We start from the raw sequence: 25678 nt of genomic DNA on the forward strand, positions 1-25678 counted from the left end.
GAGATGTCGAACCCGACGGCGACATGACGCACGCCCAGGCCCTTGGCCAGCACGTCCGTGGCGAATTCACGGTCGGTCAGATTGGCCATCTCGGCGTCGAAGGGCAGGACGTGGAAGATGTCCACGCCCAGGGCCGCCAGGGCGCGGGCCTGCTGGTCGGTCTTCATGATCCGGAAGGCTGGCGCGGCCGGCTGGAAGATCTGGCGTGGATGGGGATCGAAGCTGATGACGCCCAGCGGCGCCTTCAACGCTCCGGCCGCCCTCGCCGCCTGGGCGATGACCTTCTGGTGGCCGCGATGGACGCCGTCGAAATTGCCCAGCGCCACCGCCGCGCCCTTGTCGGCCTCCGCCAAACCCTTCCAGCCGCGAACGATGCGCATGGGCCTCACGCGGGTTTCCGGGGGACCATGATCACGGCCTCGCCCTCGACCACGGTCTTGCCGTCGACCTGGCAGATGGTGGCCAGGGTCGCGTGGCCGCGCCGTTCGTCCAGGCTCTGGATGGTCACGCGGGTCACCACCGGATCACCCAGCTTCACCGGCCGGCGAAACCGCAGGGATTGCGAGAGGTAGATCGCGCCCGGCCCTGGCAGCTTGGTGCCGATCACCGCGGAGATGTAGGCGGCCGACAGCATGCCGTGGGCGATGCGACCCTGGAACGGGGTGGTTCGCGCGTAGGCCTCGTCCAGGTGGACGGGGTTGATGTCGCCAGAAACGGCTGCGAAGGCCTCCACATCGGCCGCGCCGACGATCTTCAGCGTCTCGGCGCTCTGACCCTCGGTCAGGTCCTCGAAGAACAATCCCTGCACGCCATCGGCTCCCGGTTCGATCTTCTAGTTAGCGGCTTTTGCTCACCACGCCAGATCGGCGATGGCGTAGGTCGCCTTGGCGCCGTCCTTGGCGAGCAGGGTTTCCACCGCCGAGGCGTCCAGGCCGTCGGGTCCGATGGTCTCTGCCCCATGGATGCCGCTGGCGACGAACAGCACGTCCAGGCCCTGGTCGTTGGCGCCCTTGGCGTCGGTGGCCACGGCGTCGCCGATGCACAGCACCCGCGCGCGGTCGACCGGCCGGCCGAGGATCACCTCCGCCTCGGCCAGGCACAGGCCGTAGATCGGGGCGTAGGGCTTGCCGGCCATGATCACCTCGCCGCCCAGCGCGGCGTAGCGCTGGGCCAGCGCCCCGCCGCAATAGATCAGCCGGTCGCCGCGCTGCACCACGATGTCGGGATTCGCGCAGATCATGGGCAGGCCGCGCGCGATGGTGGCCTTGAAGCGGTCCTCATAGTCGTTCGGTCCCTCGACCTCGTCGTCATAGGGGCCGGTGCAGGAGATGAAGGCCGCGTCCTCGAAACCGGTGAAGACCAGGTCCAGGCCCTCGTACAGCGGGGCGTCGCGGTCGGGCCCGATGGCCCAGGCTGGGCCGGGCGCGCGAGCGCCCAGCATCAGGCGGGTGGCGTCGCCGGATGACACGAAGGCCGACCAGGCCGCGCGCGTCACGCCCAACTGGTCGAGCTGCTCGTGGACGGCGGCCGAGGGGCGCGGGGCGTTGGAGATCAGGATCACCGGCCCGCGTTCCGCCCGCCACTTGGCCAGAGCCGCGCAGGCCGCGGGGAAGCTCTCGCGGCCGTTGTGGATCACCCCCCAGACATCGGAGAGCAGGACGTCGTATCGGTCGGAAATCTCGGCGAGGCCGGAGATCAGCTTGGGCGCGGTCATGGCGGGGCGGTACCGGGCGCGACCGCCCCGGTCAATCCTAGGCACACTGGCCTAGGCACACTGGCCTAGGCGCGCCGGCTTGTCCGCCCGCGCAGGGTGGGGCGCAGGAAATCGGCCGGCGGGTCGGTCTCGGCCAACACCGCGTCACGGATGGGCCGCGGTTCGCCGAACAGGTGGCCCTGGCCGTACTGGATGTCGAGTTCCAGGATGTCGACGATCTGGCGCTCGCTCTCCACCTTCTCGGCGATCAGGTCGACCCCATAGCGACGGGTGAGCGAGGCGAAGTCCTGGGCCGCGAGGTCGGGCATGGAACGCAGCACCAGGCCGTCGTCGGTCTCGGTCAGTTCGTCCAGCAGCACCTGGGCGCTGACCTTCAGGAACTTCACGTCGGACCGGGCCAGATCCTGGAAGTCGATGTCCAGGTCGATGACCTTGTCGAGGCTGAAGCGGAAGCCGAGTTCGGCCAGCTTGCCCATGTTGCGCGCCTCGACCGAGCCGCGGGCGTCGAACGCCGCCTGGCCCAGTTCGAAGATCAAGGCGCCGGCCAGGTCGCGGTTGGCCGCCAGCAGCTCCAGGAACTGCGGGAAGAAGGTCTCGTCGGCCAGGCTGGAGGTGGAGACGTTGCAGAATATTCCGACCTTGCGGTCCTGCTTGGCCAGCCGGCGCACGATCTGGACGCAGCGGAACAGCAGCAGGTTGTCGATCGAGGTCATCAGCCCTTCGGGCTCGGCCACCGTCAGGTACTCGGCCGGCATCATCACGCGGCCCGTCTCGTCGCGCAGCCGTGAATAGCTCTCGTAGAAGACCGTGCGCCGCTGGGGCAGGCCGACGATGGGCTGCAGGTAGAGGTCGACCCGGTTGTCGGCCAGGGCGTCGCGGACAGCGCCCAGCAGGGCGGCGGACTGGTGGCCTCGGCGCCCGTCGTGCTGGCGATCGGGCAGGGGGCCGCTGGCCACCCTTTCCTCCAGCCGCTGCCCATGCGCTGGACCAGGTCCTCCAGGATGTGGACCTCGTCGTGCAGCTCCTCGGTTCGCCGCACGGCCTCCTCGGTCATGGTCTCCGCCACTTCCGACAGGCGGGTGTCGATCTTCTCCATCTGCAGCAGCAGGATGGTGTTGGCCTCGCGCACCATGTCGAGACCGCGCTGCAGGGTGCGCATCTTCAGGCTGGCGGAGACCATGGCGTGGATCGAGGCGCACAGCGCCAGGCCGCCCACCAGGGCCGCGACGCCCGCGGCCCAGCCGCCGCCGTTCCGCCACAGCAGGAGGGCGACGATCAGCGCAAGGCAGAGATAGGTGGCCGCAAGCGCCACCGACGTGAACTGTCGCATAAGCCCGCCGGTCCGAATCAACTCGGAGTATCGGCCGGGCAAGCCTTGCAAGTCGAATGGATTAACCGTCGCAGGGGGCGTAGGCGAAGCCTACCGCGTCGGGACCGGCGTATCGCCGCGGTAGTCGTAGAAGCCGCGGCCGGTCTTGCGGCCCAGCCAGCCGGCCTCGACGTACTTCACCAGCAGCGGGCAGGGGCGGTACTTGGAGTCCGCCAGGCCCTCGTAGAGCACGTTCATGATCGAAAGGACGGTATCCAGGCCGATGAAGTCGCCCAGCTCCAGCGGGCCCATTGGATGGTTGGCGCCCTGCTTCAGGGCGTTGTCGATGGCTTCGACCGTGCCGACGCCTTCGTACAGGGTGTAGATCGCCTCGTTGATCATCGGCACCAGGATGCGGTTGACGATGAAGGCCGGGAAATCCTCGGCGTTGGTGGTGGTCTTGCCCAGCGAACGGGCGAAATTCACCGCGGTCTCGTAGGTGGGCGCGTCAGTGGCGATGCCGCGGATCACCTCGACCAGCTTCATCAGCGGCACGGGGTTCATGAAGTGCAGGCCGATGAACCGCTCGGGCCGGTCGGTGGTGGAGGCCAGCCGGGTGATGGAGATCGAAGACGTGTTGGACGCCAGCAGGGTGTGTTCGCCCAGGTGCGGCGCCATGGCCTTGAAGATGTTCTTCTTGACCTCTTCGTTCTCGGTGGCCGCCTCGATGGCCAGGTCCGTCGTGGCGATGGACTGCAGCTCGTTGGCCGCCTTGATGCGGGCGATGGCCGCCTGCGCCGCCTCGTGGTCGATGATGTTGCGTGAGACCTGGCGGGTCAGGTTCTTCTCGATCAGGGCAAGACCGGCGACGATCTTATCGGCGCTGACGTCGTGCAGCAGCACGTCGTAGCCCGCCAGCGCGCAGACGTGGGCGATGCCGGTGCCCATCTGGCCTGCGCCGATAACGCCGACGGTCTTGATCTGAACCATGCCGAAAGAGCCTCGAAATGACCTGGGCGGCGACCCCGCACGCCCGCTTGTGACGGGTTTCTAACATAGCCTTGGGGGCCGTCACCAAGGTTTTGCTGCGACGCAGCGTAACCGTGGAAAAAAGAAGGGGCGGCCCCTCGCGGAGCCGCCCCTGATCTCTCAGCCAAGGCCGGAGGCTTACTTCCCGGCGGCGGCCAGGGCGTCCATCAGTTCCGGCACGGCGGTCTTGTAGTCGGCGACTAGGCCGAAATCGGCGACCTGGAAGATCGGCGCGTCGCCGTCCTTGTTGATCGCCACGATGACCTTGGAGTCCTTCATGCCGGCCAGGTGCTGGATGGCGCCGGAGATGCCGATGGCGACATAGAGCTCCGGAGCGACGACCTTGCCGGTCTGGCCGACCTGGTAGTCGTTGGGGGCGTAGCCCGCGTCGACCGCGGCGCGCGAGGCGCCGACGGCGGCCCCGAGCTTGTCGGCCAGGGGCTCGATCACCCGCTGGAATTCCTCGGCCGAGCCCATGGCGCGACCGCCGGAGACGACGATCTTGGCGCCGGCGAGTTCGGGGCGCTCCGACTTCACCAGTTGCTGGTCGACGAACTTGGTCTTGGCCGCGCCGGGGCCGGCCGAGACCGACTCCACCGAGGCCGAGCCGCCTTCCGCCGCCGCCTTGAAGGCGGTGGGGCGCACGGTGATCACCTTCTTGGCGTCCGACGACTGGACAGTCTCCAGGGCGTTGCCCGCGTAGATCGGACGCACGAAGGTCGAGGCGTCGACGACTTCGACGATCTCGGAGATCTGGGCGACGTCCAGCTTGGCGGCGATGCGGGGCGAGAAGTTCTTGCCCTGCGACGTCGCCGGGGTGAGCACCGCGTCGTAGCCGGACATCAGCGGCACGACGACCGCCTCGACGGCTTCGGCCAGGCCGTGGCCCAGTTCGTCGCTCTCGGCCAGCAGCACCTTGCGAACGCCGGCGATCTTGGCGGCGGCGTCGGCGACGGCCTTGGCGCCCGCGCCCGCGACCAGCACGTCCACGTCGCCCGAAAGGGCCAAGGCGGCGGTGACGGTCTTGTGGGTGTTGTCCTTCAGCGACGCGTTGTCGTGATCGGCTATAACGAGAACGGCCATTAGAGCACCCCTGCGGTCTTCAGGTTGGAGACGAGGTCAGCGGCGGTTTCCACCTTGATGCCGCCGGCCCGCTTGGCGGGTTCAGCGACCTTGATGACCTTCAGGCGCGGCGCGATATCGACGCCGAGCGAGCCGACTTCCTTGATGTCGAGCGGCTTCTTCTTGGCCTTCATGATGTTGGGCAGCGAGGCGTAGCGCGGCTCGTTGAGGCGCAGGTCGGCCGTGACGATCGCCGGCAGCGTGACCTCGATGGTCTGCAGGCCGCCGTCGACTTCGCGGGTCACCTTGGCCGAGCCCGGCGAGAGCTCGATGGCCGAGGCGAAGGTCGCCTGGGGCCAGTCGAGGATCGTCGCCAGCATCTGGCCGGTGGCGTTGTTGTCACCGTCGATGGCTTGCTTGCCCATGATCACGGCGTCCGGGCTTTCCTCGGCGATCACCGCCTTGAGCAGTTTGGCCACCGCCAGCGGCTCCAGGTCCTGATCGGTCTGGATCAGGATCGCGCGGTCGGCGCCCATGGCCAGCGCCGTGCGCAGGGTTTCCTGCGCCTGGATCGGGCCGATGGAGACGGCCACCACTTCGGTGACGACGCCCTTTTCCTTCTGGCGAACGGCCTCTTCGACCGCGATCTCGCAGAACGGGTTCATGGACATCTTGACGTTGGCGAGGTCGACGCCCGACTGGTCGGACTTCACCCTGGCCTTCACGTTGTAATCAATCACCCGTTTAACCGGGACCAACACCTTCATGGGTTGCTAGCGCCTCAAATTGCATTGCGGAAAAATCGGTCGGATGCGGCATAACGCTTCTCCCGCGCTTTGCAAGTCGGCGCCGGGACACAGCCCGCCGCAATTTCGGCGAAACCAAGCGCTACCACAGCCCCCTTGAGCAGAAGAAAGAGACGATGAACCGCACGATCGACCGCCTGAAACTGATCTTCCTGGGCGTGTTTGTCGTCCTGAGCGCGGGGGCGTCCATCTACCATGTGGGCTGGGTCTGGCCCGCGGAGCGGTGCGAGGCGTCGGGCGACTGGTGGGACTGGCGCACCCGCACCTGCGCCCACCCGATCCCGATTTCCGACATCACCGGACGGGTCATCAAGGGCCGCGTCGACTACGAGGCCGCCAAGGCCGACGGGATCACCGGCAAGACCGCCGACATCGCGCGTCCGCCGGCGACGGTCCCCGCCACGAAGAACTAGCGCGTCGCGCCGGATTTCCAGAAGACCTCTCGCGCGCCTCGATCATTGGCGTGGCGAGCGGCGACGAACAGGAAGTCCGAGAGCCGGTTCAGATACTTCATCGCCGCCGGACTGACCGGCTCGCCGGCCTCGACCAGGGCCACGGCCACCCGCTCGGCCCGCCGGCTCACCGTGCGCGCCAAGTGCAGCGCCGCCGCGGCGGGCGTTCCACCGGGCAGGATGAACGAGGCGAGGGGCGGCAGGTCGGCGTTCATGGCGTCGATCTCACGCTCCAGCCGCTCGACCTGGCTGTCGACCATCCGCAAGGTGTTGGTCTCGCCCTCGCGCGGCGGCGTCGCCAGGTCCGCGCCCAGGTCGAAGAGTTCGTTCTGAACGCGGGCCAGCATGGCGTCGAAGGCTGGTTCGCCAACCGTGTGCAGCCGGGCCATGCCCAGGAAGGCGTTGGTCTCGTCCACCGCGCCGTAGGACTCGACCCGCAGGGACGCCTTGGACACCTGTTGGCCCGTGGCCAGCCGCGTGGCCCCGCCGTCGCCGGTGCGGGTGTAGATCTTGTTTAGGACGACCATCCCTAGCCGCCCGCGTTGTGGCGCCACCAGACGGCGGCTACCAGCACGGCGACGGCGATCGCCTGCAGCAGCACGCGTAGGCGCATCAGCTTGTTCGAATAGGAGCGATTGAAGTCGCCCCCTCGGAACAGGGCGAACAGGCCGACGAACAGGGTCGCTGTCACCGCGAGCAGGGTGAGGGGGATGAGATACTGAAAGAACGTGTCCATACCGCCAATGTAGCGTGGCGCTCGCCGATTTCGAGCCTATGGCGTCCCGCGCGCGCGGAAGCCCTCCGAGATCAGGCCGATGTGGCGGTCCATGACGTTGCTCATCGCCTCGGCGTCGGCCTCGTCCCAGGCCGCCAGGCGATAGGTCCAGGCGTAGGAGGCCATCAAGGTGTCGATCACCACGTCCAGGTCGGCGGCGGGGTCGACATCGCCCCGAGCGACGCCGTCGGCGAGGCAATCCAGGACCACCTTCCGCAGGCGCGGATTGCGGCCATAGGGGCGGCTGGCGGGGCTGAGCGTCCAGTTATAGGCCGCCGCGATATGGGCCAGGAACAACCGGGTGCGGCGGGTCTCGAAGGCGTAGTGGATGGCGAAGAGCGACCGCAGCCGATCCGGGGTCGAGCCCCGCAGATGGGGCGCCACGCGGTCCAGTTCGGCGTAGAGCGCGTCCAGTCGGTCGGCCATCACCTGGCTGAGGATGTCGCCCTTGGAGGAAAAGGTGGTGAAGACGCTGCCGACCGAGACCTCCGCCTGACGGGCGATCTCGCGCACGGTGGTTTCCTCGTAGCCGCGGGTCTCGAACAGATCGCGCGCGGCGTCGAGGACGCGTTGCCGCGTCGCTTCCTTCTGCGACTTGCGTGCCCCTGCCATGTGCCCCGGCCCGCGCTGTTACGCGCAGGTTCCCCCCGTTCGCTGGTTACGGCCGCTCCCCGACCGGAAGGACAGCCCGCGGGCCGTCTGCGACAGTACGTCGCAGGCGAGCCGCCCCCGCGGCTCGCCCGTGACGCGCCTAGCCTCGCCGAGCCCCGGCCAGGATCACCCGGATCTGGTCCTTGGACTTGGCTTGCAGGGCCTCAAGGCTCCAACCCTGGAAGATGGCTTCCGGGTAGTTGGCCAGATAGGCGTCGAACAGCATCTGCGTCCGCAGCTTGGCCTCGACTTCCTGCGACAACTCCCCGCGCTCGACGCCCAGGTTCAGCTGGTCGTTGATCAGGTCGTGCATGGCCTGCACCGGCGGCAGGGTGCGCAGCTCGGGCCCCTGGTCGGGCAGCCAGGAGATGCTGAACGCCGCTCGCGCCAGTGGCAGCTGGCTCTTGTAGAAGGCGTAACCGGCCATGAAGAGGCGCAACAGCGCGTCCTCGACATTGCGGCCGCGGGTGCTGGCCTCGGACATGGCCTCGGTCAGGGCCTGCATGTCGTTGACCATGATCTCGCGGAACAGGTCCGACTTGTCGGTGAAGTTGGCGAACACCGCGCCGGTCGACATGCCCGCCTCGGCGGCGATGTCGCGGATGGTGGCGCCCTCATAGCCGGCCTCGGAGAACAGCCTGCGCGCGGCGGCCAGGACCTTGGCGCGGGTCTGCTGCTTGGCCAGGGCGCGGCGGGTGGGCACCCGGACGTCGGTTTCGCCGGTGGCCTCGATGGCGCTGGAAACGTGCTTCATTGCGCCTGCAGCCTCACCAAGGCCGCTTCCGCGCGCATTTCGAACTCTACGCAATACTCTTCCACTACCTTCTCCAGCAGCTCCGCGTAGCGCTGCGCGAGTTTCCGCCCGTCACGGGAGGCGTCACGCAGATCGACGATGAGCTGGCGGACTTCCTCTGCGGCGTCGGCGCGATCCGGATCGATCCGGACAGCGGTGTCATAGGTCGTCATGACCGTGCAGTCCTCTTAGCCTTTCGCCGCGGCGCGTCCAAGCAAAGGCATTTGTCGAGCATGTTCAGCGAACTCGTTACGCGATACGAGTTTGAGCGGGGTGTACCTCCGAATCCGACGCTTGGCTGTGTGGCGCAGCGTCGCAGAGCGGCGTTCTGCGAGTATTTCGCGATTGCAATGTCGCCCCTAAGACTCTCTGAGACTCCGTTGATCGGTGAGCATGCTCGTATAACGCTGTCGTGCGAAGCCCGATTCGACGACTTCGTCCCTAGTTGGCGCCGTCCAACAGGCGTCTCGCGATCACCTGCGCCTGAATCTCGCCGGCGCCCTCGAAGATGTTGAGGATGCGCGCGTCGGCCAACACGCGGCTGACCGGCTGTTCAATCGCGAAGCCCGTGCCCCCGTGAATCTGCACGGCGTTGTCGGCCGCCGCCCAGGCGACACGGGCGGCCACCAGCTTGGCCATTCCAGCCTCCAGGTCGCAACGACGGCCTTCGTCCTTGGCTCGGGCCGCGAACCAGGCCAGCCGCCGGGCGCCGAGGATTTCGGCCGCCATCATGGCAAGCTTGTTGGCCACCCGGGGGAAGTCGGCGATCGGTTGGCTGAACTGCCGCCGGGCGAGGGCGTAGTCCAGCGCCAGGTCCAGGGCCGATTGGGCCACGCCGATTGCGCGCGCCGCCGTCTGAATGCGCGCGCTCTCGAAGGTGGCCATCAACTGGACGAAGCCCTGACCCTCCTGGCCGCCCAGCAGGTTGGCGTGGGGCACGGAAAAGCCGTCGAAGGCGATCTCGTACTCCTTCATGCCGCGATAGCCGATCACCCCGATCTCGCCGCCGTCCATGCCGGCCGCCGGGAAGGGCGCCTCGACCGTGCCGCGCGGCTTCTCCGCCAGGAACATCGACAGGCCTCTATGATCCCTTGAGGTCGGGTCGGTACGAACCAGCAGGGTCATCAGGTCGGCGCGGGCGGCGTGGGTGATCCAGGTCTTGGCGCCCGTCACCTTCCAGGTTTCACCGTCGCGCACCGCGCGCGTGCGCAGCGACCCGAGATCCGATCCGGCCTCCGGCTCGGTGAATACCGCGGTGGGGATGATCTCGCCGGACGCGATGCCCGGCAGGAAGCGAGCCTTCTGCTCCTCCGTGCCATGGGCCAGGATCAGCTCGGCGGCGATCTCCGAGCGCGTGCCCAGCGACCCCGTCCCGATCCAGCCCCGCGACAGGGCCTCCGACACCACGCACATGGCGACCTTGCCCAAGCCCGCACCGCCATGGGCCTCGGGCGCGGTCAGGCCGAAGACGCCCAGCGCCGCCAACTCCTGGATCAGCGCCAGCGGGATCAGCTCGTCGCGCAGATGCCAGCCGTGAGCGAAAGGGGAGATCTTGGCGCTAGTGAAGGCGTGGAACTGGTCTCGGACCTGTTCCAGCGTCTCGTCCAGGCCGCTGGCCTCCAGGGACGGGCGCCCCCGCGCCGCGTCCAGCAGGGCGACGATCCGATGGCGGACGGCCTGGGAGGCGCCGGGCCGCAGGCGCTCGATCAGCGGCTCCAGCGCTTGGGCCGAGAGGCCGACATCGCCGGGGCGGAAGATCTCGCCCTGGTTCATGGGCACGCCGCCGGCGAGCTGGCTCAGATACTCGAACGCCAGCAGCTGAGCCGGCAGGGCCTCGGCCTCGCCGAACCGGCCCTGGCGCGCCAGGTCGTCGGCCCAGGCCGCGGTCTGGCGCAGCGTCTCGGCATAGGCCGCCGCCCAGGCCAGGCCGTGGGCGGCGTGCTGCTCGGCGTCGAGCGCCGCGCGGTCGAGGCGACCGCCCGGACTCACCCGCGCGCTCACCGCGGCCTTTGTCGCGGCCACGTAGAGATCGGCCGCGCGTGCGGCCTCGGACAGCAGGGACTGGAGGTCGGGCAGGATCATCGGCGGCGACTATAGGCGAAGCTTGTCGTGGGTCACGTGCGCCGGTACTCCCAGCATAACGCCACGGGAGGCAACCCAATGCTCATCGTCCACCACCTCAACGACTCGCGCTCGCAGCGCATCCTCTGGCTGCTGGAGGAACTGGGCGCCCCCTACGAGATCAAGGACTACAAGCGCGACGCCACCACCCGGCTCGCGCCGCCGGAGCTGAAGGCGATCCATCCGCTGGGCAAGTCGCCAGTGGTCACCGATGGCGACGCCACGGTCATCGAGTCGGGCGCCATCATCGACTACATTCTGCGCCATCACGGCGGCGGGAAGCTGGCTCCGGCCGCGGCCTCGAAGGCGTACGACGTCTATCAGCAGTGGCTGCACTATGCCGAGGGCTCGGCCATGCTGCCCTTGATGCTCAACATGTACGTCGGCCGCCTGGGCGACGCCGGTGCGCCGCTGAAGCCCCGCATCGACAGCGAGATCGCAAATCACCTGGGTTATGTTGAAGGCGCGCTGGAGGGCCGCGACTGGCTGATGGGCGAGTTCTCGGGCGCCGACATCCAGATGAGTTTCGTCGGCGAGGTCATGAACGTGTCCGGCCGCGCCGCCGCTTATCCCAACATCGCCGCCTGGGTGAAGCGGTTCCAGGATCGTCCTGCCTATCGCAAGGCCCTGGAAAAGGGCGGCCCCTACAACATGGGTCCTCGCGACTAGGGCCTAGCCTGGCCAGGGGTCGTCCAGCACGCCGTCGATGAAGTCGAACACCGCGGCCTTGGTGAGCGCGTGGGGGATGGCCGAGAAGTGGTCGCAGCCGGGGATCACCACCCCCTGGCCCAGCGGGAAGCTCTTCGCCAGTTCGATCGGATCGCCGTTGGTCTCCCGCGCTCCGGCCACGGCGAGCACCGGCATGGGCAGGGCCGCGAACCCCGACACGTCCAGGGGCGGGTTCGCCGCCTGGACGAAGGCCGCCAGGGCCTGGCGATCCTCGCCCTGCTCGTCGGCGAATTGGCGGAAGCTTTTCAGGAACGGCTCGGTGATGGACTCCGGGTCCTCGGCCAGCATGGCTTGGACCATGATTTCAGCGCGATCGCCCGAGCGTTCGGTCAACAGCTTGTCGCCGACCCCGCCCAGGATCAGGTTCGAGAACCGGTGCGGCGCCGCCAGGGCCGCGGCCGCGGCCGTTCGCGCGCCCATGGAGTAGCCAAACAGGTCCACCCGGTTGATGGCCAGGTGATCGATCAGCTCGACCACGTCAGCGGCGAGGGCCGCGCGCGAATAGTCGGCAGGGTCGTGCGACTTGCCGCTTTCGCCGTGCCCGCGCTGATCCAGCGCCACGACCCGGAAGCGACGCCGCTCCAGGGCGGCGTACCATCCGGTGCGCTTCCAGCCCTCGTCGCGGTTCGAGGCGAAGCCGTGGACCAGCAGAATGGCCCGTTCATAGTCGGCCGGCGCCCTGTCATCATAGGCGATCTTGAAACCAGTAGTTGTGGTGAAGTCCATGATTTTCTTAAGAGATAAGTGAGGAAAACGCGGGTATCTCAGAATTGGACACGGCGAAAAGGCACGCGGAGCAAAAATGGACGTTCAGGGTTCGGCCAAGACGATCATCGCCACGATGAATCGGATCGACCGGGCGACCAAGAAAGCCCTGCGCGACCGTGAACGCAAGGATCGTGCGACGGCTCGCCGTTCCACCGCCCCTGAGCTGGCCGCCAAGTACGACGCCTTGTTCGAGGCCCTGACCCGGGCGCACTGCGTGCCCTACGCACGGCTGGACTGGAACGAGATCGCTGGCGCGGGCCTGGTCGAGCCCGCCGCGCGCGCCAATGCGCTGGAGCAGAAGGCGCGCCGCGCCCTGGCCAACTACCAGCCGGGGATCATCGACGGCCTGTTCGGCCTGGGACAGGATCGTCGCCGCGCCCTGGCCGAAAAGGTTCTGCAGGCCGCGAAGAAGGACGCCGAAATCTACGCCCAGGCCAAGCGCAACGCGGAGATCCACAATCTCGACGTCGGCCTCGCCGCCGGCGTTCTGGCGCTGGATCCGGCCGCCATCGAACAGGCCCTGAAGGCTCACATTCCCGCGGCGGAACTTGCGCCGCTGATCGAGGGGCTTGGCTTCCACATGCCCGCGCCCGGCAGGATCGTGGTCTATCTGGACGCCCTGGAGTTGGACGCCATCCCCGAGGAAGCCGTCGAGATCGGCGACAACGGCCGCAGCGTCTACATCCCCCTGGCGCGCGAGATTCGCGCCGAGATGCACCTGGCCAATGTCTGCGCCGCCACCCTTCGGATCGCCGTGGAGGTAATGACCGTCGTGCCGGTGGACGTGATCGACGTGGTGACACGCTGCTTCCTGCCCACCGCCCGCGGCGATGTCGAACAACAGCCGGTGGTACACGTGAAGGTCCCGCACCAGGCGCTCAAGGCCATGGACCTGCGCCGCCTGGAGCCGGTCTCCACCATCACCGCCCTTGGCGGCCGGATCGATTGGGAGGTCGAGCGCGGCTTCGCGCCGATCCGCATCGACGACCTCAAGCTGACGGCGCCAAAACCCTCGCAAGAGTCACAGATCGCGGCGGCCTAGGCTGCTCACGGATTTGATACGCCTGTTGCGGCTATGTCGGTTCGGCGTCTGAGCAGGAGAGAGCCATGGCAAGTCCCAAGATCGACCCCAAGCACGATCCGGCGCGCCTGGCGGAGGCCTTCGCGGTCAACGGCCGCCTGCACATACCTAACTTCTTCAAGGGTAATTTCGCCAAGCACGTGTCCGATACCCTGGCGGCGCCCGACATGCCCTGGTCGCGGACCATGGTCGTGCAGGGCAAGGGCGTCGAGGTTCCGCTGCCCATGTGGATTCAGGGTGGGCCGCAACGGATTCAGATCGAGCAGCAGGTCATCCAGACGGCCCGAACCGGCTTCCAGTACATGTATGACGCCTACCGGATCAGCGACAACATCAAGGCGGGCAAGCGTGCTGGCGGCAGGTTGGAGCCGGTGGAGGCCGTCTTCGATTTCGTCAACAGCGAAGACTTCCTGTCTTTCGTCCGCACTCTGACAGACGATGACCGGGCCACAAACGCCGACGCCCACGCCTCCCGATACGGACCGGGGCATTTCCTCAACACCCATCATGACGGCAACGCCGACACTGGGCGGCTCTACGCCTATGTGCTGAACCTGACGCCGACCTGGAGCACCGACTGGGGCGGGGTGCTGCTGTTCCAGGACGACGCGAAGAATGTGATCGAAGGTTTCCCGCCGCGGTTCAATGCGCTGAACATCTTCCGCGTACCGCAGCACCATTGCGTCAGTCAGGTGGCCACCTTCGTCAACGCCTACCGCTATTCGATCACCGGCTGGGTCCGGCGCACGGTCAAGCCCAAGGCCTAGCTGCGCCACCGCAGCGTGGCGGCCTCCACCGGATTGACGAAGGCCCGGCCATCCTTGCGGCTCAGCGACCATTCGCGCTTGAGCTGCTGGTACCACTTGGCCTGCCGGTCGGCGTCGTCGATCCACAGGAGGGCCGGGTCGTAGCGCAGGCCCTCGTTCTGCAGGTTCACCATCTCCCCGTCCTGGCGCAGGAAGGCCCGCGCGCCGGCGGCGATGAACGGCTTCAGGAACAGGAAGGCCGGGTGATCGGACCAGACGATCTGGGTGATCCTGGTCTTCGTCTCCGACACCGGGGTCAGGCAGGTCAGCGACAGCACCTGTCGCGTCCCCACGGTCACGTGCTCCCAGCGCAGCCCGGGGATGCGGAAGACGATCTCGGTCAGGGGTTCGCCGCCCAGGATGGCGTAGGCGCGGCTGTTCTTGCTGGGCTCGTGGCGCACCATGGCGAAGCCGGCCTCGCGGGGCTCGAACTTCTTGGCCTTATCGTGCTGGCTCTTGGCGGAACGCCACCACCATTGCTGATGAACATAGGGCCCGTGGGCCGGGTCCATCAGGCCCACCACGGCGTGGTCGATATGGGCGTCGAAGGTCATGCGGTCGACCAGCTTGGGACCGCCGCCGACCACGCCGGGAAAGACCGGCGGCGGCTCTGGCGGTTCGCCGTCGAAGCGCGGGTCGGCGCTGATCCAGACGAAGACCAGGCCCTGACTCTCGGCGGCCGGATAGCGGCGCACCCGGATCCGGCCGACATCCATCGCCTGGTCGCCAACGAGGGAGGGGATCGCGGCGCAGGCGCCGTCGGTGCGGAACCGCCAACCGTGATAAGGGCACTCGACGCTCGGCGCGCCGTCGGCCTCGTGGGTCAGCTTGCCGGCCGACAGCGGCGCGGCGCGGTGGGGACAGATGTCCTTCAGGGCGAACACCTTGCCCGCCCGGTCGCGGCCCAGCAGCACGGGCTCGCCCAGCAGTTCGTGGCGTTGCAGCTTGCCGGGCTTCAGATCGCCGGAAAGCGCGGCGAAATACCAGATGTCGTGCAGGAACCCGCGGCCGAACTTGGCGTCGGCGGCTGGGGCTCGGGCTTGCTTGGACGCGTCGTCGGCCATGAGGTCTTCTAAGCCGCGCCCGCGCCCGCGTCATCCGCCCTGTTCGGCGGGACTCAGCGTTCGGCCAGGCTGCGTCCGGGCGCGTTACTGGCGCTGTCGGCGGCGTCCAGGCCCAGGATCTCCGCGCGGCCCGCCCGCGGGGCCATTCGGTTCAGCCTCGCCTGGGTGAGCGCGATGAACTGGCCGCGGGTCATCCGGCGAGGCGGCGGTCGCCCATCGGCGCCGGCCCGGGTCGGCAGGAAGTACGATGCCGGACCCGCCAGCCACAGGGCCGTGAGGAACAGGCTGGGCATGGTCAGAAACCGAACTTCGAAGTCGCCTTCGCTCGCTATGTCCTGGGCGGCCTCGAGGACCTTATAGAACGCCGTCGCCGCGTCCGGGCCACGCACGGCGACGGCGGGTTCAGCGCCCGGTTGGCCCGACAGGGTCACGTCGATCAGGGCGACGGGCCGCTCGCCTTGGAGCAGCAGCGCGCGCCAACCCTCGGCCGTCACGGCCTCCTTCGTGGCGCCTCGCGCGAAGGCGGCGGGTTCGGCGACGTAGCAGCGGAACGGCCCCACCACGTCCAGCGCGCCGTCGCCGATTGTCTGAGGCGCGATCTGGGCCAAGGCGTAGCGGGCCCCCTCGATCAAGGGCTCCAGGGCGAAGGGCGCCGGCTCGGTCTGGAAGGCCATGCTTCACCCTTGGGTGGCGTAGGTGTGGGTCCAGACGCCCTGGCCCTGCTGGTACTGGCCGCTGAGCGCCGTGAATGGCAAGACGCTGACGCCGAAGATCGGGTCGGTGACCGTCACCCGGGGCGGCGTCATGCCCATGTCGATGCCGGCAATCACCAGGAAGTGGCCAGTGCCATCCTTCCATTGGACGCGGATACCCAGCGGCGCCCCGCCGGTCAGCTCGCCCTCGACCAGGGCCGGATCGGCCGGCCCAGTCGTGAAGCTCCGCAGATTGGCGGTGCGGCCCAGTGCTCTCTCCAGAAACCACCACCTGTTGCAAGGGCCGCTGGCCGCCGGGCCGCAGCAGTTGGTCGGTGGGAACTCGGCGCTCGCGACCCGACACTGGGTCCAGGCCGTGTTTCCGTCGAAGAAGCGCGCCACGCTCGACGAAACCGCCGCCCAGCACCATTGGTCCTGGGTCTGGGGGTCAACTCGGAACGGCAGCTGCACATGGCTCCCGCCGCCCCCGCCGCCTCCCGCGGCCGTGGCTGCCTCGATCGCCGGCGCCGCCTGGATCGTGTGGCGTGGAAACGCGGTGAGCGGCACGGTTGGCTCCCTACTCGCTTGGCGGGCTGGCGGCCGTGGCCGCGTCGAGTTCCTTCTGAAGCTTCAAGAGCTCCAGCTGCGCCTTCAACTTCTTGGTCTGGGCTTCTAGGAGACCGGTTTCGTTGTCGATCAGGGTGACCTCGGAAGGCGCCGGCGGCGCCAGTTCGGCCGCGGACTTGCGCGAGGCCAGGATCGCCTCGTTCAGCGCCTTCTGGTCCTTGGCGTTCCGCAGCGGTTCGCCGGCCTGATACTGCAGCGTCTCGTAGAGCGCTGTCGCTCCGGTGTTCACGACCTCGAACGCCGCCTCGACCTCGGCGCGCGGCTTCTTGTAGCCGAACTTCACCAGGGCGCCGTCTTCGTTGAACTCTGCGGTCAGGATATTGTTCGTGAACGCACCGTTCTTGAACGGCAGGGCCATCAGCTCGCCCAGTTGCGGCATCGCCCTCTGCTCGCTGAAGATCACCGTGGCGTCAGGCGTCACGCGCGCCCAGCAGGTCTCGGGGCTGAGGTCGCCTCCACCCGCGGGATAGGCGCAGATCTGCAGTCGACCCACCGCCTGGGTCCGATAGATGATCCCGCAGGCGTCCTCGGTCTCATCGCAGGTGTTGGTGGCTGGGCGGCTGGGCTGGGAGCCCGCGTACCGGACCTGGCGCGCCGCCAGGGCGACGGAGCCGCGCTTCAGCTCGTCGAACACCTCAGGATAGGCGCCGACGCCCGCGGCCGCGGCGACGGCCTCCGCCGGTGTGCCTTGGGCCGCTGCTTCCCACGTCGCCCGCGCCGGAACCGCGGTCAGGGTCTTGTCCAGGGGAATGTTGAGCACCTTGGGTTTTGCGCCCGACGCGATCAGCCAGCGGATTCGCAGTAGGTCCTCGGGCTTGACCTTGCCCGAGCGCGCCTCGGCCAACGTGTTGAGGGCGATAGGTCTGTTATCTGGCGTGAGGTTGAAGGACGACAGCACCGTCAGGCTGGCGACCGCGTCGGCCTGCGCCTCCACGGCCTCTTCCAGCGCCTGTTTCGCGGTGATGCGGGCTAACGCGCGCTTCGCCAGCTCATCCTTCACGGCGTCGGAGCGCGGGCTGTCGGGATACTGGGTGACATAGTCGTCATAGGCCTTGCCGGCCGCCTTCTTGGCCGCCTCTGCAGCCTTCACGGCCTGGGCCAGATCCGGCAGCTTGTCGACGGCGGCCTTGGCGGCGGCGGTGCAGGTCAGGACTGGCGGCTCGGACTTTCCACCGCCTCCGCCGCCCGCCCCTGGGGCAATCATCGGCAGGCCCATGGAAATCTTGGCGATGGTCGACGCCGCGCTGATCGCCTGCTTAGCGACCTGGGCCGTCCGGTCGTCGACCTGGACGTTGACCGATTTGAGCATGCCGTTCGAGTGCTTCTCGAAGGCGATGTCGCTGGTCTTCATGCCGTTGGCCAGCTCGGCATAGGCGATGGAGATCGGTTCACCTGGCACGATCGACCCGGTCGCCTTGGCGCTAACGTCGAAGGTGAGGTTTTCGCTCGTGGTGGTCGGGCAGCCGCTAAGGGTGCGCCGGATTTCGACCGCATAGGACAGCTCGGGCAACTGGTAGGCGAAGCCCTTGGAGATGTGGTTGACGGTAGGTCTTGAGGACGCCAGGTGCGTCGTGCATCCGCCCAACAGGGACAGGCCCGCGAGGGCTATACCTCTGACACGCATACGAAACGCCCCCGGTTCGCCATCGACAGGTTTTTGCCGATCGCCACGCTAGGTGGCCGGTGTCTGACGTGCAACCTGAAATTTAGAGGGGGCGGCCGAAGCCTCTCGCCTCAGTCGGTCAGCCTTCCGATCCAGACCGACAGGCCTGGCATGACGAGGCGCGTTCCGTCGCGGTGCGATCCCGCGACCGCGATCAAGGCGTCGGCCCCCGCGAGTTCAGGCATGTCGAGGTCGACCTCGGCGGCGCCCATGTTGAACAGGCAGGCGATGGTCTCGGCGCCGTCCCGGCGCAGGAAGGCCAGGATGGGCTCGGGGGCGGTGATCATCTCGATGTCTCCCACGACCAGCGCGGGAGTGGCCTTGCGCAGGGCGATCATCGCCTTGGAGAAGGCCAGCACCGAATCCGCATCGGCGGCCTGGGTCGCCGCCGACAGGCCGGCGTGCTCCACCGCCAGCGGCAGCCAGGGCTTGGCGGAGGAGAATCCCAGGTTCGCGCCCTCGGTCCAGGGCATGGGCGTGCGTGAACCGTCGCGGCCCTTGGCGATGGGCCAATAGAGGTCGCCGACCGGATCGCGGATTTCCTCGCGGGTCAGGCTCCGCGCCTCCGGCAGCCCCAGCTCCTCGCCCTGGTAGAGCAGGGTCGTGCCCTTCAGGCTGAGCAGCAGGGCCAGCATCAGCCGTGCGACCGCCTCGCCGCCGCCGAACCGACTGGCGGTGCGCGGAATGTCGTGGTTGCAGAACGAGATGCAGGGCCAGTGGTCGGGGAACCGGCCCAACGTCTCGTAGTGGTCGCGGAAGATCTGCGGGGCCAGCTTGCGGGCGTGCAGCAGCACGAAGGTATAGGCCGAGTGCAGGCCGTCCTGCGGCGAGCAATAGGCGCCGCACCGCTCCTCTTCTTCGGAGAACTCGCCGAACACGAACCGCTCTCCGCCGCCCTTGTCGTTGTGGGCATCAACCCGGCGGCGGATCACGTCCAGCAGCGGGATGTTCTCCGGCAGGTTGGAGTCGTGCAGATGCCGCTGCATCTCGCTGGCGTGCGACCAGTGATACCGGGTCTTGTCGGCGGTCGGGATGGCGGGATTGTCGGTCAGGCTCGCGTCGTGGAGGAAGGTGCCGGCCACATCCAGGCGAAAACCGTCGATCCCCTTGGCCAGCCAGAAGTCCAGCACCGACAGCGCGGCTTCCCGCGCGTCGGGATGGATCCAGCTCAGCTTCGGCTGCTGGCGCAGGAATTTGTGGTGATAGTGCTGGCGCCGCGCCGGCTGGTAGGCCCAGGCCGGACCCCCGAACACGCTGAGCCAGTTGTTGGGCGCGGTGCCGTCTTCCGCCGGATCGGCCCAGACGTACCAGTCGGCCTTAGGTCCGTCGGCGCCGCCGTCGCGGCTTTCGGCGAACCACGAGTGTTCGTCGGAGGTGTGGGCCAGCACCTCGTCCAGCATGACCTTCAGGCCCCGCCCGTGGGCGGCGTCCACCAAGGCTTCCAGATCGGCCATCGTCCCATAGTCGGGATGGACGCCCTCATAGTCGGAGATGTCATAGCCCCAGTCGCGGTTAGGCGAGGGATGGACCGGCGAGAGCCAAAGGGCGTCGACCCCGAGGCTCTCGATATAGTCCAGCTTGGCCAGGACGCCCTTCAGGTCGCCGTGGCCGTCACCGTCCGCGTCGAAGAAGCTGCGGACATAGATGTGGTAGACGACCGCGCCCTTCCACCAGGACGCGGTTGTCACGCTAGACCTCGGTGGCGTTGTTGATGATCTTGGAGACCAGGCCGTACTCAACGGCGGCCTCGGCCCCCATCCAGAAGTTCCGCTGGGTGTCCTTGACGATCCGGTCGTAGGTCTGGCCGGTTTCCTTGGCGATCATGCGGTTGACGCGCTCGCGCATCTTCACGATCTCCTCGGCCTCGATCTGGATGTCGCTAGCCTGGCCGCGCACGCCGCCCATGGGCTGGTGCAGCAGGAAGCGGGTGTTGGGCAGGCAGAAGCGGTTCTCCTTCTGCGCGCCCAGGAAAATCGAGGCGCCGGCCGAGGCCACCCAGCCGGTGCCGATCACCTTCACCTGGGGACCGCAGTAGCGGATCATGTCGTGCACCGTGTCACCGCTTTCGACGTGGCCGCCGGGGGAGTTGATGACCACCTTGATCGGCTTGTCGCTCTCGGCCGCCAGGGCCAGTAGCTGGGCGGTGACCCGTTCGGCCAGGCGCATGTCGATCTCGCCGAACACCAAGACGGTGCGCGACTTGTAGAGAGCATTCTGGACCGGCCCCGCCGTCATGGGCATGTCGGGCTTGCGCGAGGTTTCATCACCGTCGTCGTCTTCGTCCAGGCGCCAGTTACGCATCAGTCAGGTCTCCAAAAATCGCTGCACGGAACGTGCGTCGCCCCGCGTCCATCCGCAAGGGCCGGAACGTCGCGTACCGGCCGATAATCTCCAAGATCGCCGGCTTTAGGGTGTTTCGTCGAGCCATGGATAGTTCGTCCACGCCGATCAGCGCACCTTGAGGGCCAGGATCACCAGCAGCGCCGAGACCCCCAGATGCACCAGCATGAAGCGCACCAGGACCTGGCTGTTCGACCAGCCCAGCTCCTTGCGACAGTGGTCGTGCAGCGGGAACCGTATGCCGCCCAGGATCTTCAGGCCGAAGAACCGCATGAGCGCGACCTTCACCAGGCCCGTCGCGCCGTTCAGCAGAAGCACCGAGCCGACGAGCAGCAGGAACAGCGGGTTGTTGGTGGCGACCACCAGCATGCCGATCAGGAGGCCGATGGGGCGCGAGCCGGCGTCGCCCATCAGCACAAGGCTGGGCGCGGCGTTGTACCAGAGATAGCCGGCTATGCTGCCGACCATGAGGAAGGCCATGATCGCCCAGCTCGCGCCTTCCGGATTGACGGGGATCTTCAGGTGCTGGGCGACGACTTCGTTGCCGATCACCGCGTAGAGAAGCCCGCCCAGGATCAGTAGGGCGGTGGCGGTGAGGCTGCCGGAGACCCCGTCCACGCCGTCGGAGCAGTTGGTGGCGTTGATCGAGAGCCAGATGATGCCGGTGGCCACGGGGGTCGCGATCCACGGCGATAGGAGGATGACCTCCTTCCAGCCCGGCAGCCAGATCGTCACGGGCTGCAGGCCGTAGATGACCAGGGAGGCGCCGAGCGCGATGGCCAGGTCCATGACGGCGAGCTGGTACTCGCTGAACCCGCCGCGCCGATCATCGAGGAAGCCGACGATCATCGCGGCCAGGACGAAGGGAAGGGTCAGCAGGCCCCGCGCATGGAGCGGGACGAAGATCAGCGACGCCACGCAGAAGATCGTCACGAAGATCAGGCCGGCGCTGAGCGGCTTTCCCACGCTCTGCTCCGCATTGACGGCGAAGGCTCGCCCCCGGTCGGTGGGAAGCGACGGCCACAACTTCGGCAGGATCACCCAGGTCAGCAGGGCGCAGCAGGCGAAGCCGATGGCGGCGAGGAAGAAGAACGAGTCGAACAGCCGCAGCGGTCCCCAGACGTGGCCTAGCGACTCGTAGATCCAGTTCAGCATGCGTGGTGTCCGGGCCGGCGGGATTTGCGGAGGTGTCTATCAGTCACGACGCGTTGTCGATCCGGCGAATCCCGCCCCGCGACAACTGGTCCGCCGGCCTAGCCCGCCGCCGTGGCGATCAATCGCGCATAGAACTGAACGGCGCGTTCCAAATTTTCCAGCGTCATGTGCTCGTTCGTGCCGTGGATCATGGCGATGCTCTCCAGCGAGAACACCATGGGCTGGAACCGGTAGACGTCCTTGGCCACCGGCTGGAGATAGCGGCTGTCGGTGCCGGCGGTGACCAGGCCCGGCGCCACCGGCGCCTTTGCCGACTGTCCGGCCAGGGCGGCGATGATCTTCCAGCTCTCCGACGTCGTCGAGGACACCGGCGACGGCTCGTCCGGCGTCTTGGCCCAGGCGATATCGACGGCCAGCTCCCCGACCGCGGCCCTGGTGTGGGCCAGCACCTCGGCGGCGGTGTCGCCCGGCGCGATGCGATAGTTGATCCAGGCGCTGGCGTCCTGCGGCAGGACGTTCTCCTTGGGGCTGCCCTTCAGCATGGTCGGCGCGATGGTCGTGTGCAGCAGCGCCGCCCCGGACGGCGTGGCGGCGACCTGGGCGGTGATCAGCGGCTCGAATAGCCAACGGTTGGCCACCGCCATCCGGATCGACCAGGGCCCCTCCGGCGCCAGGCCCTCCAGCATCGCCGCGCCCGGGCCGTCCAGCTTCAGCGGGAACTGCGCGTCGGCGATCCTGGCGACCGCGCGGGACAGGGTCACCACGCCGCCGCTGTCCGGAGGCGGAGCCGAGGAGTGTCCGCCCTTGGCCTTGGCCGTGACGATCAGCGTCCCATAGCCCTTTTCGCCCACACCGATCAGGGCGACCGGTCCGCCGGTGATCGGGTTGTCGGAGATGATCGCCAGGCCTTCGTCCAGGACGAACTGCGCGGTGATGTTGCGCGACTTCAGCAGGGCGGCGGCGGCGCGGGCGCCCTGGCCACGCACCTCTTCGTCGTGGCTGGAGACCACGATCACCGTGCGCCGAGGCTTGAAGCCCGACGCAGCCAGGGTTTCGACGCCCTCGAACAGGGTGATCAGCGAACCCTTGTCGTCGATGGCGCCACGGCCCCAGACCGCGCCGTCGGCGATGACGCCCGCGAAGGGCGGGTGTTTCCAGTCGCCTTCCGTGCCGGGGGTCACCGGCACCACGTCCTGGTGCGCCATCAGCACGATCGGCGCCAGGGACGGATCGGATCCCGCCCACGTGTAGACCAGGGTGTGGTCCTCGATCACCTCGCGGGTCATGGCGGCGTGGGCGGCCGGATATGTGGCCTGCAGCCAGGCGTGCAGCCTGTCCCACTCGGCCGGCTGGTCGTCGGCCTTGTCTTGGTGGCTGACCGTCTGGAAACCGATGGCCTGGGACAGATGCTGGGCGGCCCTGTCGCGATCGACCGTTACCGGCGCGGCGAGCTTCACCTGGCTGAGATCGGCCGAGCCTGGCGCCTTGTAGGTCGCCGTGCGCACCACGATCACGGCGACCAGCAGCGCCAACAGGGCCAGGCCGCCCAGCGCGATCTTGCCGACAAGTTTCATCTAGGTCTCTCCCGAACGCCGCCAAACTAGGCTGTAAGCTGCGGCGAAGTGAAGGGCGCTGAACCCGCGCCGCCTTGAGCCGTTTCCAGCGCCGTGCGTCCGCCCGTCCAAAGTCCCGAAGGCCTGCTGCTCGCCGGAGTCTGGGCGCTGCTACTCGACATGGCGCTGGTGTTCCTGGCGGTCGTCTGGATCGCCGACGGCTTCGCCCCGCCCCAGGACCTGCCGTGGAAGCCCTTGCGCCTGGCCGATCCGCCCGGCCTGGCGACCCAGGCGAAGTTCGAGCGGGCGAAGCTGAACCCGTCGGCGTGCCGCGCCGTGCTGGCGCAGGGCGGCGTCAGGTTCGGGGAGGCGGCGCCCCGCACCGATGGGGCGTGCGCCCAGCTCAACGCCGTGCGGTTGGAGGGCGGTGTGACGCCGCTGGCGCCCGCCGGCCCGGTGATGACCTGCCCCCAGGCCTTGGCCTATGCCTTCTGGGACCGCCACACCCTGCGGCCCGCCGCGCGTGAGGTCCTGGGCGCCGCGCCGGTCGAGGTCGGGCACTACGGGACCTATGCCTGCCGCAAGGTCGCCGGCCGCGACGGATTGAGCGAGCACGCCTTCGCCAACGCCCTGGACGTCGCCAGCGTCCGGCTGGCGGACGGACGGCGGGTCTCGGTGCTGAAGGATTTCAACGCCGACGGCGAGGCCGGCGCCTTCTGGCGGCGCGCGCGCACCGGCGCCTGCCGGTGGTTCCACGTGACGCTGAGCCCCGACTACAACGCCGCGCACCGCGACCACCTGCACCTGGACTCCGGCCGCTATCGCGTCTGTCGCTAGAGCGAGGCCAGCCAGGGCAGCAGCCGGGCGTTGACCTCGGTGGGGCGTTCCTGCTGGGTCCAGTGGCCGCAGCCCGGCAGCACGTCGGCGCCGCGGAGGTCGGTCATCTCGGCCTTCATCAGCGCCACCAGATCCCCGCGCCCCAGCATGCTCAGCACCAGGTCGCGCTCGCCGCCGATGAACAACGACGGCTGCTCGATCTTCCGGCCCTCGAACTGCGACAGGTATTCGAAATCACGCTGGTGATTGCGATAGCGGCTGATGGGCCCGAAGAACCCCGACCGCTCGAACTCGGCCACATAGTAGTCGAGATCGCCGTCGGTCAGCCAGGCGGGGAAGGGGTCTGGGTCGACCAGGCCCTCCAGCAGGCTCTGGCCATGGACCTTGTCGCTGGGCCAGGTTCCGTCCGGCGCATCGCCGCTGATGGCGTAGTAGAACTTGCGCAGGCCGTCGCGCGGGTCGGCTTCCAGCTCGGCCTCCGGCGGCCCCACATCCTGGAACCAGGCCTGATAGAAGAACTTGCCCCGACTGGTGAACACCGTGTCGACCAGGTCCATGAACGAGCGCTTTGGCACGCCCAGATAGGGCACCGACAGCCCGGCGACCGCCCGCACTCGGTCGGGCCGGATCAACGCGGTGTTCCAGACGATGGGCGCGCCCCAGTCATGGCCGATCAGCACGGCCGGGGCGTCGGGGCTGAGCTGCTCGATCACCCCCGCCACGTCGGCGACCAAGTGCTCCATGTCGTAGGCCTCGACCGCGCCCGGCCGAGACGACCCGCCATAGCCTCGGACGTCCAGCGCCGCGGCGGTGAAGCCCGCGCCCGCGATGGGGGCCATCTGGTGTCGCCAGCTGTACCAGCTCTCCGGGAAGCCATGGACCATCAGGACCAGCGGTCCCTCGCCCTCGACCGCCACGCGCAGGGTGACGTCGGGCAGCGCGATCTCACGGAAGTCCGGCATCGAGGAGGCTCCTGCCCAGGCTTGACCCAACGTCGCCTGGCGCCGCAAATGGCGACCATAAAATCAAACACGTGTTTGGAGGAAACGCCATGGGCCAACTGTTCGACCTGACCGGCAAGGTCGCCGTGATCACGGGGTCCTCGCGCGGGATTGGCAAGGCCATCGCCGAGCGCATGGCCGAGCACGGCGCCAAGGTTGTGATCTCCTCGCGCAAGGCTGGGCCGTGCGAAGAGGTCGCCGCGGCGATCAACGCCAAGCACGCCGGCGCGGCCATCGCGGTCCCGGCCAACATCTCCTCGAAGGAGGACCTTCAGCGGCTGGTCGACGAGACGATGAAGGCCTTCGGCAAGGTCGACATCCTGGTCTGCAACGCCGCCTCGAACCCCTATTATGGCCCGATGAGCGGCATCGCCGACGACCAGTTCCGCAAGATCCTCGAGAACAACGTCATCGCCAACAACTGGCTGATCAACATGGTCGCCCCGCAGATGCAGGAGCGCCGGGACGGGGCCATCGTGATCATCTCGTCGATCGGCGGCCTGCGCGGCACCGCGGTGATCGGCGCCTACGCCATCTCCAAGGCCGCCGACATGCAGCTGGCGCGCAACCTCGCCCAGGAGCTGTCGCCCCACAATATCCGGGTCAACTGCATTGCGCCGGGCCTGGTGAAGACTGACTTCGCCAAGGCG

At 68.0% G+C, this 25678-nt stretch carries 30 protein-coding genes; 6 read left to right on the plus strand and 24 right to left on the minus strand.

The window, feature by feature from the left end; translation table 11 throughout:
* The 8 genes from RMO04_RS10685 to RMO04_RS10720 form a co-directional block, all read right to left on the minus strand.
* A partial coding sequence (locus RMO04_RS10685; RefSeq protein WP_309644769.1) for an adenylyltransferase/cytidyltransferase family protein occupies window positions 1-380 on the minus strand: 380 nt, incomplete at its 3' end.
* 5 nt (window positions 381-385) lie between these two features.
* Window positions 386-808 carry a MaoC family dehydratase gene (locus RMO04_RS10690; RefSeq protein WP_309644770.1) on the minus strand — a complete coding sequence of 141 codons (423 nt, stop codon included), beginning with the start codon at window positions 806-808 and terminating at the stop codon, window positions 386-388.
* Window positions 809-850: 42 nt separating this feature from the next.
* Entirely contained in the window at window positions 851-1714 is an 864-nt protein-coding gene (locus RMO04_RS10695; RefSeq protein WP_309644771.1) for a TIGR01459 family HAD-type hydrolase, read from the minus strand.
* Window positions 1715-1779: 65 nt separating this feature from the next.
* Window positions 1780-2583, minus strand: coding sequence for an EAL domain-containing protein (locus tag RMO04_RS10700; protein ID WP_309644798.1), 804 nt, complete (start codon window positions 2581-2583; stop codon window positions 1780-1782).
* Window positions 2472-3044, minus strand: coding sequence for a hypothetical protein (locus tag RMO04_RS10705; protein ID WP_309644772.1), 573 nt, complete (start codon window positions 3042-3044; stop codon window positions 2472-2474). The genes RMO04_RS10700 and RMO04_RS10705 overlap by 112 nt, the downstream gene beginning before the upstream one ends.
* Window positions 3045-3134: 90 nt before the next feature.
* Window positions 3135-4013 (minus strand): 3-hydroxybutyryl-CoA dehydrogenase, encoded by an 879-nt coding sequence (locus RMO04_RS10710; protein ID WP_309644773.1) that lies wholly within the window; start codon window positions 4011-4013, stop codon window positions 3135-3137.
* 177 nt (window positions 4014-4190) lie between these two features.
* Entirely contained in the window at window positions 4191-5135 is a 945-nt protein-coding gene (locus tag RMO04_RS10715; protein ID WP_309644774.1) for an electron transfer flavoprotein subunit alpha/FixB family protein, read from the minus strand.
* Window positions 5135-5881 carry an electron transfer flavoprotein subunit beta/FixA family protein gene (locus RMO04_RS10720; protein WP_309644775.1) on the minus strand — a complete coding sequence of 249 codons (747 nt, stop codon included), beginning with the start codon at window positions 5879-5881 and terminating at the stop codon, window positions 5135-5137. Before RMO04_RS10720 ends, RMO04_RS10715 begins: the two co-directional genes overlap by 1 nt.
* A gap of 155 nt (window positions 5882-6036) precedes the next feature.
* On the opposite strand from RMO04_RS10720, the gene RMO04_RS10725 reads away from it, so the two are divergent.
* Window positions 6037-6333: a hypothetical protein gene (locus tag RMO04_RS10725; protein ID WP_309644776.1), complete on the plus strand. Its 297-nt coding sequence runs from the start codon at window positions 6037-6039 to the stop codon at window positions 6331-6333.
* Here RMO04_RS10725 and RMO04_RS10730 read toward each other — a convergent pair.
* The 6 genes from RMO04_RS10730 to RMO04_RS10755 form a co-directional block, all read right to left on the minus strand.
* A complete protein-coding gene (locus RMO04_RS10730) occupies window positions 6330-6899 on the minus strand; it encodes a cob(I)yrinic acid a,c-diamide adenosyltransferase (protein WP_309644777.1) in 570 nt (189 codons plus the stop codon). The genes RMO04_RS10725 and RMO04_RS10730 overlap by 4 nt on opposite strands.
* Before the next feature lie 2 nt (window positions 6900-6901).
* Window positions 6902-7108 carry a twin transmembrane helix small protein gene (locus RMO04_RS10735; RefSeq protein WP_309644778.1) on the minus strand — a complete coding sequence of 69 codons (207 nt, stop codon included), beginning with the start codon at window positions 7106-7108 and terminating at the stop codon, window positions 6902-6904.
* Between the two features lie 36 nt (window positions 7109-7144).
* The gene (locus tag RMO04_RS10740) at window positions 7145-7759 is read right to left on the minus strand and encodes a TetR/AcrR family transcriptional regulator (RefSeq protein WP_309644779.1); all 615 of its coding nucleotides are present in this window, start codon (window positions 7757-7759) and stop codon (window positions 7145-7147) included.
* A 139-nt stretch (window positions 7760-7898) separates the two neighbouring features.
* Window positions 7899-8552, minus strand: coding sequence for a TetR/AcrR family transcriptional regulator (locus tag RMO04_RS10745; RefSeq protein WP_309644780.1), 654 nt, complete (start codon window positions 8550-8552; stop codon window positions 7899-7901).
* Window positions 8549-8764 (minus strand): hypothetical protein, encoded by a 216-nt coding sequence (locus RMO04_RS10750; protein WP_309644781.1) that lies wholly within the window; start codon window positions 8762-8764, stop codon window positions 8549-8551. The genes RMO04_RS10745 and RMO04_RS10750 overlap by 4 nt, the downstream gene beginning before the upstream one ends.
* Window positions 8765-9032: 268 nt before the next feature.
* A complete protein-coding gene (locus RMO04_RS10755; protein WP_309644782.1) occupies window positions 9033-10673 on the minus strand; it encodes an acyl-CoA dehydrogenase family protein in 1641 nt (546 codons plus the stop codon).
* A 78-nt stretch (window positions 10674-10751) separates the two neighbouring features.
* Here RMO04_RS10755 and RMO04_RS10760 point away from each other — a divergent pair, with 78 nt between their 5' ends.
* Window positions 10752-11381: a glutathione S-transferase gene (locus RMO04_RS10760; protein WP_309644783.1), complete on the plus strand. Its 630-nt coding sequence runs from the start codon at window positions 10752-10754 to the stop codon at window positions 11379-11381.
* Window positions 11382-11384: 3 nt separating this feature from the next.
* Here the strand turns inward: RMO04_RS10760 and RMO04_RS10765 are convergent, their stop codons facing one another.
* Entirely contained in the window at window positions 11385-12167 is a 783-nt protein-coding gene (locus tag RMO04_RS10765) for an alpha/beta fold hydrolase (RefSeq protein WP_309644784.1), read from the minus strand.
* 76 nt (window positions 12168-12243) lie between these two features.
* Between RMO04_RS10765 and RMO04_RS10770 the strand changes: the two genes are divergently transcribed.
* Window positions 12244-13251: a hypothetical protein gene (locus RMO04_RS10770; RefSeq protein WP_309644785.1), complete on the plus strand. Its 1008-nt coding sequence runs from the start codon at window positions 12244-12246 to the stop codon at window positions 13249-13251.
* A 65-nt stretch (window positions 13252-13316) separates the two neighbouring features.
* Window positions 13317-14057: a 2OG-Fe(II) oxygenase family protein gene (locus tag RMO04_RS10775; RefSeq protein ID WP_309644786.1), complete on the plus strand. Its 741-nt coding sequence runs from the start codon at window positions 13317-13319 to the stop codon at window positions 14055-14057.
* Here RMO04_RS10775 and RMO04_RS10780 read toward each other — a convergent pair.
* From RMO04_RS10780 to RMO04_RS10815, 8 genes are all read right to left on the minus strand, one after another.
* Window positions 14054-15160: an aromatic ring-hydroxylating dioxygenase subunit alpha gene (locus RMO04_RS10780; RefSeq protein WP_309644787.1), complete on the minus strand. Its 1107-nt coding sequence runs from the start codon at window positions 15158-15160 to the stop codon at window positions 14054-14056. The genes RMO04_RS10775 and RMO04_RS10780 overlap by 4 nt on opposite strands.
* Before the next feature lie 53 nt (window positions 15161-15213).
* Complete coding sequence (locus RMO04_RS10785) at window positions 15214-15834, minus strand: hypothetical protein (protein ID WP_309644788.1); 621 nt, start codon at window positions 15832-15834, stop codon at window positions 15214-15216.
* 3 nt (window positions 15835-15837) lie between these two features.
* Window positions 15838-16419: a papain-like cysteine protease family protein gene (locus tag RMO04_RS10790; protein ID WP_309644789.1), complete on the minus strand. Its 582-nt coding sequence runs from the start codon at window positions 16417-16419 to the stop codon at window positions 15838-15840.
* Between the two features lie 10 nt (window positions 16420-16429).
* Window positions 16430-18103 carry a hypothetical protein gene (locus RMO04_RS10795; protein ID WP_309644790.1) on the minus strand — a complete coding sequence of 558 codons (1674 nt, stop codon included), beginning with the start codon at window positions 18101-18103 and terminating at the stop codon, window positions 16430-16432.
* 110 nt (window positions 18104-18213) lie between these two features.
* On the minus strand, window positions 18214-19830 hold the full coding sequence (locus RMO04_RS10800; protein WP_309644791.1) for an alpha-amylase family glycosyl hydrolase: 1617 nt from the start codon (window positions 19828-19830) through the stop codon (window positions 18214-18216).
* A 1-nt stretch (window position 19831) separates the two neighbouring features.
* A complete protein-coding gene (locus tag RMO04_RS10805) occupies window positions 19832-20443 on the minus strand; it encodes an ATP-dependent Clp protease proteolytic subunit (protein WP_309644792.1) in 612 nt (203 codons plus the stop codon).
* 147 nt (window positions 20444-20590) lie between these two features.
* Window positions 20591-21637: a hypothetical protein gene (locus tag RMO04_RS10810; RefSeq protein WP_309644793.1), complete on the minus strand. Its 1047-nt coding sequence runs from the start codon at window positions 21635-21637 to the stop codon at window positions 20591-20593.
* A 98-nt stretch (window positions 21638-21735) separates the two neighbouring features.
* The gene (locus tag RMO04_RS10815; RefSeq protein WP_309644794.1) at window positions 21736-23211 is read right to left on the minus strand and encodes a M20 family peptidase; all 1476 of its coding nucleotides are present in this window, start codon (window positions 23209-23211) and stop codon (window positions 21736-21738) included.
* Between the two features lie 93 nt (window positions 23212-23304).
* On the opposite strand from RMO04_RS10815, the gene RMO04_RS10820 reads away from it, so the two are divergent.
* Window positions 23305-24027 (plus strand): extensin family protein, encoded by a 723-nt coding sequence (locus RMO04_RS10820; protein WP_309644795.1) that lies wholly within the window; start codon window positions 23305-23307, stop codon window positions 24025-24027.
* Here RMO04_RS10820 and RMO04_RS10825 read toward each other — a convergent pair.
* A complete protein-coding gene (locus tag RMO04_RS10825) occupies window positions 24024-24989 on the minus strand; it encodes an alpha/beta hydrolase (protein WP_309644796.1) in 966 nt (321 codons plus the stop codon). The two genes, RMO04_RS10820 and RMO04_RS10825, sit on opposite strands and share 4 nt — an antisense overlap.
* 89 nt (window positions 24990-25078) lie before the next feature.
* Between RMO04_RS10825 and RMO04_RS10830 the strand changes: the two genes are divergently transcribed.
* On the plus strand, window positions 25079-25678 hold a 600-nt coding region (locus RMO04_RS10830; RefSeq protein ID WP_309644797.1), incomplete at its 3' end, for an SDR family NAD(P)-dependent oxidoreductase.

The sequence above is a fragment of the Phenylobacterium sp. genome (assembly GCF_031412415.1).
Lineage (GTDB): Bacteria > Pseudomonadota > Alphaproteobacteria > Caulobacterales > Caulobacteraceae > Phenylobacterium.